At 33.7% G+C, this 13,007-nt stretch carries 13 protein-coding genes; 7 read left to right on the top strand and 6 right to left on the bottom strand.

Annotated features, from left to right (window positions below):
- Nucleotides 1-36: 36 nt before the first annotated feature.
- Entirely contained in the window at nt 37-477 is a 441-nt protein-coding gene (locus RN605_RS03270) for a fibronectin type III domain-containing protein (protein WP_313322190.1), read from the bottom strand.
- Nucleotides 478-1,363: 886 nt separating this feature from the next.
- Here RN605_RS03270 and RN605_RS03275 point away from each other — a divergent pair.
- Nucleotides 1,364-1,867, top strand: a complete 504-nt coding sequence (locus tag RN605_RS03275; protein WP_313322192.1) for a hypothetical protein — start codon at nt 1,364-1,366, stop codon at nt 1,865-1,867.
- A gap of 19 nt (nt 1,868-1,886) precedes the next feature.
- Nucleotides 1,887-2,306 carry a hypothetical protein gene (locus tag RN605_RS03280; RefSeq protein ID WP_313322194.1) on the top strand — a complete coding sequence of 140 codons (420 nt, stop codon included), beginning with the start codon at nt 1,887-1,889 and terminating at the stop codon, nt 2,304-2,306.
- Between the two features lie 175 nt (nt 2,307-2,481).
- Here the strand turns inward: RN605_RS03280 and RN605_RS03285 are convergent, their stop codons facing one another.
- Nucleotides 2,482-2,895: a hypothetical protein gene (locus tag RN605_RS03285; protein ID WP_313322196.1), complete on the bottom strand. Its 414-nt coding sequence runs from the start codon at nt 2,893-2,895 to the stop codon at nt 2,482-2,484.
- A 221-nt stretch (nt 2,896-3,116) separates the two neighbouring features.
- Here RN605_RS03285 and RN605_RS03290 point away from each other — a divergent pair, with 221 nt between their 5' ends.
- Nucleotides 3,117-3,785, top strand: coding sequence for a TrmH family RNA methyltransferase (locus RN605_RS03290; protein ID WP_313322198.1), 669 nt, complete (start codon nt 3,117-3,119; stop codon nt 3,783-3,785).
- On the opposite strand, the gene RN605_RS03295 is transcribed toward RN605_RS03290, so the two are convergent.
- The 3 genes from RN605_RS03295 to RN605_RS03305 all read right to left on the bottom strand — a co-directional run bounded on the left by RN605_RS03295 (nt 3,782) and on the right by RN605_RS03305 (nt 7,292).
- Nucleotides 3,782-4,570 (bottom strand): carboxypeptidase-like regulatory domain-containing protein, encoded by a 789-nt coding sequence (locus tag RN605_RS03295; RefSeq protein ID WP_313322200.1) that lies wholly within the window; start codon nt 4,568-4,570, stop codon nt 3,782-3,784. The two genes, RN605_RS03290 and RN605_RS03295, sit on opposite strands and share 4 nt — an antisense overlap.
- Nucleotides 4,571-4,742: 172 nt before the next feature.
- Nucleotides 4,743-6,575, bottom strand: coding sequence for a DEAD/DEAH box helicase (locus RN605_RS03300; RefSeq protein WP_313322201.1), 1,833 nt, complete (start codon nt 6,573-6,575; stop codon nt 4,743-4,745).
- A 141-nt stretch (nt 6,576-6,716) separates the two neighbouring features.
- Complete coding sequence (locus RN605_RS03305; protein ID WP_313322202.1) at nt 6,717-7,292, bottom strand: non-canonical purine NTP diphosphatase; 576 nt, start codon at nt 7,290-7,292, stop codon at nt 6,717-6,719.
- Between the two features lie 72 nt (nt 7,293-7,364).
- Between RN605_RS03305 and RN605_RS03310 the strand changes: the two genes are divergently transcribed.
- Both RN605_RS03310 and RN605_RS03315 read left to right on the top strand, forming a co-directional pair.
- Nucleotides 7,365-9,743: a hybrid sensor histidine kinase/response regulator gene (locus RN605_RS03310; RefSeq protein ID WP_313322203.1), complete on the top strand. Its 2,379-nt coding sequence runs from the start codon at nt 7,365-7,367 to the stop codon at nt 9,741-9,743.
- A gap of 127 nt (nt 9,744-9,870) precedes the next feature.
- A complete protein-coding gene (locus RN605_RS03315) occupies nt 9,871-11,130 on the top strand; it encodes an aminotransferase class I/II-fold pyridoxal phosphate-dependent enzyme (RefSeq protein WP_313322204.1) in 1,260 nt (419 codons plus the stop codon).
- Between the two features lie 72 nt (nt 11,131-11,202).
- Here the strand turns inward: RN605_RS03315 and RN605_RS03320 are convergent, their stop codons facing one another.
- The gene (locus RN605_RS03320; protein WP_313322206.1) at nt 11,203-11,718 is read right to left on the bottom strand and encodes an alkaline phosphatase family protein; all 516 of its coding nucleotides are present in this window, start codon (nt 11,716-11,718) and stop codon (nt 11,203-11,205) included.
- A 93-nt stretch (nt 11,719-11,811) separates the two neighbouring features.
- On the opposite strand from RN605_RS03320, the gene RN605_RS03325 reads away from it, so the two are divergent.
- Nucleotides 11,812-11,964, top strand: coding sequence for a hypothetical protein (locus RN605_RS03325; RefSeq protein ID WP_313322208.1), 153 nt, complete (start codon nt 11,812-11,814; stop codon nt 11,962-11,964).
- A 123-nt stretch (nt 11,965-12,087) separates the two neighbouring features.
- Complete coding sequence (locus tag RN605_RS03330) at nt 12,088-12,309, top strand: hypothetical protein (RefSeq protein WP_313322210.1); 222 nt, start codon at nt 12,088-12,090, stop codon at nt 12,307-12,309.
- Nucleotides 12,310-13,007 lie beyond the last annotated feature (698 nt).

A 13,007-nucleotide genomic window follows, 5' to 3' on the forward strand; every position in this document is an offset into this window, starting at 1 on the left:
CTTTCGGCAGAGTTCCTTAAAAACAATTTGTTCAGATTATGAGGCATACAATGCTTGTGGGTTGCTCAATGGAGAAACGCCAGCACTGTTTGAGGCATATACGTAGAAATAGTATTTTACGCCCGGAGTCAAGCCGTTGAAGGTCTTGTTTCGTGAGCGATTATAATCCATTCTCACAGATTTATCCTCAGCCGATAACATCAACTGTCCGTTCACTATGGAAGGATTAGTCAACGGATTATCAGCCACACAAACACAGAAATAATTCACGTTTGTTATACCAGGATAAGCTGGTATATCAACTAAAATCTGTCCGCTTGTTTTAGTTAAACTAATAGTAAAAGATTCAATAATGCCTAGTGGTGCAGCTGGTTGCATGCTATCACTAGTTGGCACAAATCCCGATAATGCAATAGTAGAAATATTGCCATCTGCTACTCCATCTACATAAGTAGCTGTATTATCAAGAGTTTTCATTAATGTACCCTTTGCTTCATCAAGAGCTACCTTCTTAGTTAGCCCATATTGGGCATAGTCAGCGGCAGCGTTACTAAATTTTTCCTGAACCGTATCAAATTCGGGTTCAGTAAATGGAGGGATTGGAAAGACAGTTGGGTTGGTATAAATACCATTCCTAACTTCTCCGGCAAATGTGTCAAGTTCGCTATTACCATCTTTATGGTAATCGCGCTTACAAATGATTTTTTTCATTTGATAACAATTTAAAATTAAAACTAATTTTAATTCTTGCAAGAACACTCGATGAATTCATTTATATATAACGTTGAAAGGCATTACTTTATTGTATAAAACAGAAAATTTTTTTTACATTTTTTTTATGCGCGCATAAAACTCTTGATTTTACAGGCTTTGTAAGGATAATAACCTAAAAGATTTTTTCGATTACCTATAGGAAAATCAAAATTCCTAACAGGAAAACCTATTTTCCTAATAGGAAATGGCAAACTTCTAACAGGAAAACGCAATTTCCTAACAGGAAAAGGCAAACTTCTAATAGGAAAACACAATTTCCTAACAGGAAAAGGTAAACTTCTAATAGGAAAACACAATTTCCTAACAGGAAAAGGCAAACTTCTAACAGGAAAAGGCAAACTTCTAATAGGAAAAGGTAATTTTCTAATAGGAAAACACAATTTCCTAACAGGAAAAGGCAAACTTCTAATAGGAAAACATAAATTTCTAACAGGAAATCGGGTTGCTCCTATAGGTGTTTTGCTTTTTCCAATAGGAGTTTAAAGAAAACTTATGGGTTGCCGAAGATTTCCTATTTGGAATTTGATATATTTGATTGAATAATATTTTACAACATAAAGTTATCCTTAATTTAAATACATAATATTGAATGAAACACTATATAGTTTTGTTTTCATGTGTGTTGTTGTCTTTTTACAGTTGCAAAAAAGAGCTTCCCGCAAAGGTTGAAGAAACAACTAAACCTAAAGTTGTAATCAACGAACCAATTATCAACGATAGCGTTAAACCATTTGCTAAAGATGATTATGATTTGATTTTTGAATATTCTGAGGAAGATTCAAACCAATGGTTAGGAGTTAGTATACTTGATAAAAAAACAATAAAGTTTCATTTAATTACAGAAACGCTACCATGTGATACCTATTATCAAGGTATTGCAATAAACAACAATTGGGACCAAGACCCAGAAATAGATTCAGATGAAAAAGGCGGTTATTTTGTTGATGAATATTTTATGGAAAAAAAGGAATATCAATTAGGCATAAGAATTGCTGATGATTTAAGCAAAGTAATCATTAAGTATCATTCGAAAGAAGATTTAGATACCGATTGTTTGCCTATTGACCATAAAATAATGCGAAGAGTAAATTAACCAAAAAATTAAGAACCCAATGAAAGAACGATTGTATAAAAACTGTGCCTTAAGTCTTTTAATCACCACTTTGTGGACATTGTATGGCTTTTTTAAATTTTATTTTGATGCTGAAGAAGATGGATTGTTTTATGGTTGGGGTATATTAGTTTACTTTTTATATACAATTTTTATTTCTCTAGGTCTTGGTGTATTACTATTAATAATAAGATTGATTCTTCATTTTAAAAAGAAATCTACCAGCACCATCACTAACTTCTTTTACATCTTAGCAGGAATAGCCAATATGTATATGTTCCTGATTTGGATAATATGTACTTATTTTAACATGATTCACAATGAACTCTATTTTTCATTAATACACTTAGGTTCATTCTTAATCAGCGGTTTTATATTCTATGATGTTATCAGGAATGTTTACAGAGTTCAACGAACTTGATGAAACCCTAATCATTCGATAATGTTTAGATAAAGTACTTCTGAGAAAGCCACCTTACTTTTGCGGCAGTTGAATGAAATTCTTCAAAATTGGGTAAGTTAAAAAGAGCAAAGTGTTTCTACTTTGCTCTTTTTGTTTAATCTAATTTAAAATATAAATGCAAGTTCAACTTCTTCTATGATTTGTAGTGGCCTACTTTTTTACCTTTTCCTCTATGCGAACCGTGGTTGTTTTTCCACTTTCCGTGTCCTTTGTATTTCACTTTGTGTTGTTTGTAGTACATATAAGGTTCGTTACCTCTATAACCTGTTAAATACACCGGGCTACAATGATTAAGGTCATAACCGCTATAGTAAGCAGGTAATGCTCTGGAACGCACCCAAACACCATTATTTAAAAAGATATAATGACGAGCCGAAACGTCGTAATAGGTTTCAATTTCTGGCAAATAATAGTAATTCACGTTCACCGGAGCTGCCGGTGCCCATACTGGTGGTGTTCCTATATTAATACTAACCGATACTTGTGCTTTTGTTTGGGTTGTCATTACTAACAACATGGTTGCTATAAAAATTTTCAAAGTTTTCATGATTTCTACGTTTTTAAATTATTATATACTAAAGGTAAAGCCAACAATCGTGCCATTGTGACCCATAAACCTATTGATTGGGTTTAAAAAAGGGAATTTTATCAAAACTTTAACATCGGTAAAATTTTAAAAACTATTGGGAAAACCCAGTAAAAACAAGGCTTTTGGCGGGAAATTAGCATAAAAAACAAAATCCCTATTTTTGCCAAAAGCAAACCACCATGATTGACCTCGATTATTTAGCGTACCTAGAAGGTTTCTTAACCGAAAACCGAAAACAACGTTTTGAAGAAGTGTTGGCGCTAAGAACCAAGCATTTTACCATTGCGATGGAAGACGTATATCAGTTGCACAACACCAGCGCTGTGATGCGCAGTTGCGAAGTTTTTGGGATACAAGAGCTGAACGTGGTGGAACAAAAGTTTGGCAAAAGGATTGACAGCGAAATTGCCATGGGCGCGCAAAAATGGGTTGATGTAAAGCGTTTTGCCAACAATCAGAACTGCATTGACGCTAAGAAAGCCGAAGGTTACCAAATTATTGCCACTACGCCACATAACGACAGTTGCCTGCTGCATGAGTTTGATATCAGCAAACGCAGTGCTATCTTTTTTGGCACCGAGAAAGAAGGATTATCGCAAGAGGTTTTAGAACAAGCCGATGGGTTTATCAAGATTCCGATGGTAGGTTTTACCGAAAGTTTAAACATATCGGTATCGGCGGCTATTATTATTCAGGATATCACTACTCGCCTACGCAATTCGGATATTAAATGGCAACTGACAGATGAAGAAATCATGGAAAAACGTTTGGTTTGGGCCAAAAACTCCATAAAAGATATTAAACGCATTGAGGAACGCTATTATTCCGAAAAGGAAAACAGGGTTTAGTCGTTGAGGTACTTCTCGTGCTTTTTGGAAAGCACTTTATAATTCTCGTAGCACTCACTAATAGCATCAAGAATCTGCAAATCGTTAGCAGTTTGAATGAACGACTCTGAGTAATTGCAACGTTGCAATATTTCGGCAATCTCTTTCTTATCAACACCTAGAAGTACAGCAATCATTTCGCGGTCAAACTTTGATTCTAAAAGGTTACGCACGGTGTCGTCTTTCTTCATCGATTTTAAACGCTTGAGTTCTCGGGGTTTGCTCCCAAAGAAATTATAGAGCATGTCGGCAGGATTAAAGATAGAACCCAAAACCCTAGTAAACGCATTTGGCGAACGGTCGCCCGCTTCATAGGCCGTAGGTAAACCAGAAATACTGTATCGGTAATTTTCTTTTTCAGGAATTAATTTAGAATCGACTTCAAGATAACCCGTTAAATCATATTTGCGCACCACAACTTCCTCTAGTGCAATGGCTTTTTCGGTAAGTCTGATTTTGGCAGTACCATTTTTAATCCAGTCGTTCGTAACACGAACTCTCAACGATTGAAAGCCCAGCAAGGTAATGTGTATGGTATCGTTTACTTCGGCATCGATTTCAAAATATCCACGATTGTTGGTAGTAGTACCTTTTACTTTATTGACGTTGATAATATTGGCATTCGGAATTGGAAATAAGTTTAAATCATTAACAATCGTTCCGGTAACTTTTTGAGCCGAGGTTTCTACTTGAGCAAAGGTTGCACCAGCAAAAAAAAGTAGTAAAAAGAAAGTAATATACCTCATAGTGATTTTTGATGGTTTAAAAGTATGAAACTCTTTTAAGATATTAGACAAATTCTAAATAGAATTAGAAGAAAATTAACAATTTTGGTTTATTCTCTAAAAAACAAATTCCAAACTCAAGTAGATTTACTAATTGAATTTGGAATTTTTATATTAAAAAAGCTTGTGTTTACTAGCTTCTTCTAGGTCTTCTGTTTTTTGCAGCTTCAAAAGAACGACTTGCTGGACGTTCGCTACGACTGCCTTCAGAACTTCTTTCTCTTCTTGGTCTTTCGCCTCTATCGCTTCTGAAACCACCTTCTTTTCTTGGTGCAAAACTTCCTGGTTTTCTATCGCCATCGCGTCTTCCTCCAGCACTTCTTCCGTTATGGTCACGACGACCAGAATTTCTTGAACCTCCGTCGTTTTTAGAGATTTCTACATTGATACGACGACCGTTTAATTCGAATCCGTTTAAGATTTCCATCACTTTTTCAGTATGTTCTCCATCGGTATTAAAGAAAGAGAAGCCTTCTTTAACATCTACTTTAAATACATCATCACGACCAAGCTCTAAAGTTTCTTTCAAGAAGTCTTTTAACTGCATCCAATCGAAATCATCTCTAGCACCAATGTTAATGAAATAACGAACTGGATCGCCAGCTCTAACTTCTCTTGGTTCCGATGAACTTCTTTCTGACTTTTCACCTGATAAATCGCGTTTCTTTTTATAGTAATTCAAGAATCGGTTAAATTCTACAGAAACCATTCTCTTTATAAGTTCTTCTTTAGATAAATCTTGGAATACTTCATAAATAGCTGGCAAATAGTTGTCAATTTCATGGTCAATTTCTGCATCATGAATTTTATTCGCTAAATGCAATAACTGGATTTCGCATATTTCCATTCCAGAAGGAATTGTTTTTTCTTCAAACTTCTGTTTGATAATACGCTCAATAGCAGAGATTTTACGCAATTCACTTTTAGTAATAATCACAATCGATGTTCCTAGTTTACCCGCACGTCCGGTTCTACCAGAACGGTGGTTGTAGGTTTCAATTTCATCTGGTAATTGATAGTTTACCACGTGAGTGATATTGTCTACGTCAATTCCACGAGCCGCAACATCCGTTGCCACTAACATTTGAATTTGACGTCCTCTGAAAGACTTCATAACTCCGTCGCGTTGCGCTTGTGATAAATCACCATGCAATGCAGCAGCGTTATAACCATCTTCAATTAACTTCTCAGCCACAGCTTGCGTGTCGCGTTTTGTTCTACAAAACACTACAGAAAATATGTCTGGATTAGCATCGGCTAATCTTTTTAATGCTTCGTAACGGTCGCGAGCGTTTACACAATAGAATTCGTGAGAAACTGTTGCTGAACCTGAGTTTTTAGTTCCTACCGTAACCTCTGCTGGTTCGTGCATAAACTTTTTAGCAATACGAGCTACTTCGGCTGGCATGGTTGCTGAAAACAACCACGTGTTTTTGTCTTCTGGAGTATCAGAAAGTATCGAAACGATATCTTCATAGAATCCCATGTTCAACATTTCATCTGCTTCATCAAGAATACAGAAGTTAATGTTTTTGATGTTTACCAATCCACGATTGATCATGTCTTGCATTCTACCCGGAGTTGCCACAATGATTTGTGCACCGCGTTTTACCTCACGTGCTTGCTCTGTAATACTTGCACCACCATAAACTGCCACCGTATGCAAACCTTTTACATACTTAGAATACAATTTTATTTCGTTGGTAATTTGCAAACACAATTCTCTAGTTGGAGAAAGTATTAACGCCTGAGTAGTTTTATCCTCTGCGTTTATCTTTTGTATAAGTGGAAAACCGAAAGCTGCCGTTTTCCCTGTACCTGTTTGTGCTAAAGCTACTAAATCACTATTTTGTTCCAATAAAACCGGAATGGCTTTTTCTTGCACTTCTGACGGATTCTCAAATCCTAGATCTTTGATCGCCAGCAGTAACGACTCATTCAGACCTAATTGTTCAAATTTATTCATATATTATTTTAAATTGGGTGCAAATGTACGTAAAAGAAGTATGCAAGCTACTGGAAACTAGAAGTATTTTTAGTTTATTGACAATATTATGATTACGAAAACGATTTTTTATGAACTATTTTCATCAAAATTAACAATAAACTACATATTTTTTAAAAAATCAATCATTTTACTGATAGCGATTCCGCGATGACTGATGACTGACTTCTCTTCGATGGATAATTCGGCAAAAGTTTTTGTATAACCTTCAGCAACAAATATCGGATCATAACCAAAACCTTGATTTCCAATTTTTTCTTTAATGATTTCACCTTTAATGATGCCTTCGAATAAATATTGATTGTGGTTTATGTTTAAAGCTATTATGGTTTTAAAATGTGCCTTTCGGTTTGCTTGATTTTCTAGATTATGCAACAACTTATTCATATTGTCATCTGCATTTTTTTGTTCGCCTGCATAACGCGCCGAATAAACTCCAGGTTCACCATTAAGTGCTTCAACTTCTAAACCCGTATCATCAGCAAAACAATTGTACCCAAAATTTGAAGTTACATAATTGGCTTTTAAAATAGCATTTCCTTCAATAGTGTCGGCTGTTTCTGGGATATCAACATTACAACCGATATCCTCTAAACTTAATAATTCAATATTATTTGGTAATAATAATCGAATTTCATTTAATTTGTTCTTATTGTTTGAAGCAAAGACTAGTTTCATTTTTTTTTAAATTTTAAAACCAAAAGTAAATTTGATTCGTATATCAAGGCACCAAACATAAACAAACCCCAAATGAAAAACAAAACAACTTCCTTTATGCGAAGCAAATACTTATGGATTATTACTTTACTGTTTCTAGTAAATTACAACTCATTTTCTCAATTTTTATTAAAACAAAACAATGCAAGTAAAGAAATATCAATTCATTCTGCTGCTAAATACATTGATGTTGGTAAAAAAGAATTGACATTAGAAGAAGTTCAAAAAGGAACTTATAAATTTTTACCAATGCCAAAACAAAATACTGATTTTGGTTTTACTGCTAGTAATTTTTGGATAAAATTTGAATTAAAAAACGATTCGACTGATGATATTAACTACTTTTTTGAAACGGCAAGACCAATTACTGATGTTGCAGAACTTTATGTAATTGATAAAAATAATGCTGTTTCAAAACACATCAGTGGTGATGCTATTCCTTTTGATGAAAGAAGTGTTGATTTACGAAAAACAATTTTCAAAATTCATTTAGAACCAAAAGAAAGCAAAAGTTATTTTTTACATATAAAAAGTGATGGCGAACAACTATCGATGCCTTTGGTGCTTCATAATGCAGAAAGTTTGCTAGAGCAAAGTTCGTTTGAACAATTTGTGTTTGGTTTCTTTTACGGAATATTAATTATTGCCGCGATACTCTATTTGTTCTTTTTCTTTGGAATGAAAGACAAAACATTCTTTTATTATAGTATGTATGTTGTTTTTATTGGTCTGCTGCAATTTTCGGTTGATGGTTATTTCTACAAATTTATTACACCTCAATCAGGATGGTTTTCATTACATTCAGTAATAATTTTTGCCACCATTGCTAGTTTCTTTTTAGGTCGTTATGCACAAGTGTTTCTTAAGATAAAAAATTACAGCAAGTCTATTAATAATGCTTTTTATGTGCTTTATGCTTTAGATGCTTTGTTGATGATTGGACTTTTTGTATATCCAAAAACATTAGAATACTCCTATCCTATTGCTAATCTTTTAGGCTTGTATTTATTAACGCTAATCATTTCATCAATTGTAATCATTTACAATAAAACCAAAACGATTGACAAGTTTTTCGCTGTTGGTATTTTGTTTTTAATAAGTGGTTTTGTTGTTTTCATTTTGAAAAACTTTAGTGTACTTCCGCATACTTTTTGGACTGAAAATGGTTCTAAACTTGGCACAGGAATGGAAGTGATTTTCTTATCGTTGTCGATGGCAAACTTGATTAGAAATTTGAAAAACGAACGTGAAGCCTTGCAAGAACTTGCACTACAGCGTGCTGAGGAAATGAATGAATTAAAATCCTATTTCCTTTCTAACATCAGTCATGAATTAAGAACGCCTTTAAATGCCATTATGAGTTTGACCGATGTTATAGCCAACGAAACAGATGCTTCAAAAGTAAAATCGAATTGTGATATTATTAAATATTCTTCGCAAAGCTTATTGAGTTCTGTGAATGATATTTTAGATTTCTCTAAAATAGAGAAAGAAGAATTAAAATTAGAATTAGCACCATTTGAACCTGTTAAAATATTAGAACAGATTAAAAACAATGCAATAGAAACTGCCAAAAACAAAGGAATCAATATTAAATACACTATTGAAAATGAAAATCCGTTAAATGTTAATGGCGATGGCACTCGTTTTGCACAAATTGCCAATAATATTATCAACAACGCCATTAAATTTACTCCTGAAGGCGATGTGAAAATTCATTTGGATTGGAAAAAAACTTCTGGTAATCAAATTAAACTAGTTTTAAAAGTAACTGATACTGGTGTTGGAATTCCGAAAGAAAAGATGAATAGCATATTTGATTCTTTTTCTCAGGAAAGTATCAATAATAAACGAAAATTTGGAGGACTTGGACTTGGTTTATTTATCGTTAAGAATTTGGCAGATTTGCATAATGGTTCAGTAGATATTAAAAGTCAACAAGGATTGGGAACTATTTGTACGGTTGAACTTCAATACGATTTAATTGCTTCAGAGAACAAATCGGTTACTATAATTCCGAATGAAGATTATGATTTGAAAGGAAAAAGAATTTTAGTTGTTGAGGATAATGCAATGAACCAAATGGTAATAAAAATGATTACCAAAAAATGGCTGAACACCGTTGTTGAATTTGCCAACAATGGCGAAGAAGGTGTTGACCAATTAAAGAATAATCCGTTTGATATTGTATTGATGGATTTGCAAATGCCTGTAATGGATGGCTATGAAGCTACAATCGCTATAAGAAAAGGTGAAGCTGGAGAAAACAATAAAGATATACCTATTATTGCCGTTACTGCAGATGTAATGGAAACTACCAAAGAACGGGTTTTTGAAATTGGCATGAACAAATACCTATCAAAACCAGTAAATAAAGATACTTTATACCAAAATATTAAAGCATTAGTATAATCGCTGTCAAACAATTATAGAAAACTATAATTTTACTCCTATTTGATTAGAAATTTAAGGTTCAAATCATTAGGAGTAAACTTTTTTTATGTTTACTTTTGCCTCGTTTTTAAATATACTTTACAAAATGGTAAAAGATTTATTCGAAAGAATACAAAACAATAAAGGTCCATTAGGAAAATGGGCATCTCAAGCCGAAGGTTATTATGTATTCCCAAAACTGGAAGGCGAACTTGGACCAAGAATGAAATTTCACGGAAAAGAAATCCTTAACTGGTCAATCAACGATTATTTAGGCTTAGCCAATCATCCAGAAGTTAGACAAGTAGACACTGAAGCTGCGGCTCAATATGGTGCTGCTTACCCAATGGGTGCAAGAATGATGAGTGGTCATACTGACATTCACGAACAATTAGAAAGAGAATTAGCGGCTTTTGTTCAAAAAGAATCGGCTTATTTATTGAATTTTGGTTACCAAGGAATTATGTCAGCTATTGACGCTTTGGTTACTAAAAACGATATTATCGTATACGATGTTGATGCACATGCTTGTATCATTGATGGTGTACGTCTTCACATGGGTAAACGTTTTACCTACAAGCACAACGATTTAGAAAGCATGGAGAAAAACCTTCAACGTGCTACTAAAATGGCACAAGAAACTGGTGGTGGAATTCTTTTCATTACTGAAGGTGTTTTTGGAATGCGTGGTCAACAAGGAAAGTTGAAAGAAATTGTAGAAATGAAAAAGAAATACAATTTCCGTCTTTTGGTTGATGATGCACATGGTTTTGGAACATTAGGAAAAACTGGTGCTGGTGCTGGTGAAGAACAAGGTTGTCAAGATGGCATTGATGTTTACTTCTCTACGTTTGCTAAATCTATGGCAAGTATTGGTGCTTTTCTTGCTGCCGATAAAGACGTTATCGATTATTTGAAATACAATTTACGTTCTCAAATGTTTGCTAAATCGTTACCAATGATTCAAACTGTTGGAGCATTGAAAAGATTACAATTATTGAGAGATAACCCAAGCTTGAAAGACAAACTTTGGGAAAATGTAAACGCTTTACAAAACGGATTAAAAGCCCACGGATTTAACATTGGTGATACCAACACATGTGTAACTCCAGTTTATCTTGAAGGTTCTATTCCTGAAGCAATGGTAATGGTGAATGACTTACGCGAAAACTATGGAATCTTTCTTTCTATAGTAGTATATCCAGTTATCCCGAAAGGAATCATCTTATTAAGAATGATACCAACCGCTTCTCATACGCTTCAAGATATCGAAGAAACGCTTACTGCTTTTGACGCTATTAGAGAAAAACTGGTAAACGGTACGTACAAAAAACTTGCCGATGCAAATGTTGAAAACGTTTCTTAATCATTAGATAAAATAAATAAAAAAGAGGTTGAATAATTCAACCTCTTTTTTTTATCTAACATAAAACCTAATTTATTTGCCTAATTCTATTCTTTGAATATTGCTATCGTCAATTTTGAATTCTTTTATTGTTTTCTTGTAATCAGAGAAATCAAATTGTTGTGCAGATTTATTTCCAAAGAAACCAGGAACTACTACTACTCTTAATATTTGATTTAATCTTATGTTCGATGGCAAACCTGCTAAATCAAAACCTTCAAGATTAACTTCTGCATCAAAACGCGTAAAATCGTTTACAAATCTGTAGTCTAAAGTTCCATCGTCAAAATAGCGACTCTCTGGTAATAACTTCCAAACATCATCTCCTTGAAATACTCCTGATAATCTATAAACTAAAACCATATCAGAAGCATAAATTGTATGAGGAAAGTTCAACACTACGCTATATGAATTAGGTTGGAAGTTTACTCCTGTATATTCCCAAACTTCGCTGATAGTATCGTTATCAGGTCCGGTGTCTTCATTAACTGTACAACTATTTAGTGTTATCATCCCGATAAAAGCTAAAACTAACGTAAATTTTTTCATGGTGTGTATTTTTTAAATGATTAATGATGTTCAAAGATATCCAATTGTTGTGCCAAACTTTTTTAGGAAGCTAATTTAACTTATTTTTAACCCATGGGAAGAAATAATCCAAAAAATATTAAAGCGCATAACGACAAGCTACACAAGGCACAAGACAAAGAAAAAGCTAAAAAAGCTGCTCGTGCCGAAAAGCTAAAAGAAATTGCAAAAAAATTTAATGAGGATAAAAATAACACTTCATCTTGATTAATTATTTTTCTTTTTCTGCTCATTATTAGTGGCAATCTGATAAACATTTTCTATAAAAATGTAAAACCAGCACTTACACTCTTTTATAATTTTATCGAAATTTTTTAAAAATTAAAGATTATGAAAGCACCTGCAATAGTGGGAAGTATTTTAACCCTTGTTGCCTTAGTTTTGGGCGTTCTTGGAATCACTACCATATCAAGCAGTACTACTGAAGTAAACGTATTAGGACTTGAATTAAAAGCATCTGATTTATCTGAAAAGCAAAAAGGATATATGTATCTTGGTAGTGCTGTACTATTACTAGCTGGTGGTTTGTATTCTTTGAAGAGTAAATCGTGAAGGATGCATATTACTCATAAATGCATCTGAGATTGAGGATAATTCTTTGTTCTCTTTTATTACATTTTGATTGACTTACTTAGTGTTTTGTTGCTTATAAATCTATAGGCTGTGTATTCTTGTTGTTTAAACTAACCTTATCTTGTACTAAAAAGAAATCTTTCAATTTCGTTCATGCGTGCTTCAATTTCGCTCATGTTTCTTCCCATTTCGTTCATGTGTGCTCCCATTTCGCTCATGCGCGCTCAAGTTTCGTTCATGCGAGTTCCTGTTTCGGACGTGCGCGTTCAAATTTCGCTTCCGTCAGTACGTTTCGCGAGTTCGTCAGTACAGTTTTCGCTCATGTACATTTCATTTCAGGCTTGTAAGCTGCTGTTATTTTTCTGTTATTATTGAAATTAGGGGGAAATCCCCCTTTTATGGTGAAAAGAAATAAGTTACTTTTGAATAATTAACCTAATTGTAAAATTATGTGTGACAATAAACCTGCTTTTGCTGTTAAAATAGGGAATAAAAAAATTTATCTCTGTGGGAAATGCATCATTGAGCATGATGATGTTATAGTTGAAAAAAAGAGACCATCTATTGGTAAAAAGTGTGAATGCAAACTTTGCAAATAATATTGATAGTAAAAAACAAAAACCTCACATCGCTGTGAGGTTTTTTTATTTAAATGAGGAAAGCCGTAAAATAATTTG

The sequence above is a fragment of the Flavobacterium sp. PMTSA4 genome, assembly GCF_032098525.1.
GTDB classification, from domain to species: Bacteria; Bacteroidota; Bacteroidia; order Flavobacteriales; family Flavobacteriaceae; genus Flavobacterium; species Flavobacterium capsici.

Bases quoted from the DNA above. Each gene is read 5' to 3' on its own strand.
- RN605_RS03270 (WP_313322190.1), bottom strand. From the start codon at position 477: ATGAAAACTCTTGATAATACAGCTACTTATGTAGATGGAGTAGCAGAT.
- RN605_RS03275 (WP_313322192.1), top strand. From the start codon at position 1,364: ATGAAACACTATATAGTTTTGTTTTCATGTGTGTTGTTGTCTTTTTAC.
- RN605_RS03280 (WP_313322194.1), top strand. From the start codon at position 1,887: ATGAAAGAACGATTGTATAAAAACTGTGCCTTAAGTCTTTTAATCACC.
- RN605_RS03285 (WP_313322196.1), bottom strand. From the start codon at position 2,895: ATGAAAACTTTGAAAATTTTTATAGCAACCATGTTGTTAGTAATGACA.
- RN605_RS03290 (WP_313322198.1), top strand. From the start codon at position 3,117: ATGATTGACCTCGATTATTTAGCGTACCTAGAAGGTTTCTTAACCGAA.
- RN605_RS03295 (WP_313322200.1), bottom strand. From the start codon at position 4,570: ATGAGGTATATTACTTTCTTTTTACTACTTTTTTTTGCTGGTGCAACC.
- RN605_RS03300 (WP_313322201.1), bottom strand. From the start codon at position 6,575: ATGAATAAATTTGAACAATTAGGTCTGAATGAGTCGTTACTGCTGGCG.
- RN605_RS03305 (WP_313322202.1), bottom strand. From the start codon at position 7,292: ATGAAACTAGTCTTTGCTTCAAACAATAAGAACAAATTAAATGAAATT.
- RN605_RS03310 (WP_313322203.1), top strand. From the start codon at position 7,365: ATGAAAAACAAAACAACTTCCTTTATGCGAAGCAAATACTTATGGATT.
- RN605_RS03315 (WP_313322204.1), top strand. From the start codon at position 9,871: ATGGTAAAAGATTTATTCGAAAGAATACAAAACAATAAAGGTCCATTA.
- RN605_RS03320 (WP_313322206.1), bottom strand. From the start codon at position 11,718: ATGAAAAAATTTACGTTAGTTTTAGCTTTTATCGGGATGATAACACTA.
- RN605_RS03325 (WP_313322208.1), top strand. From the start codon at position 11,812: ATGGGAAGAAATAATCCAAAAAATATTAAAGCGCATAACGACAAGCTA.
- RN605_RS03330 (WP_313322210.1), top strand. From the start codon at position 12,088: ATGAAAGCACCTGCAATAGTGGGAAGTATTTTAACCCTTGTTGCCTTA.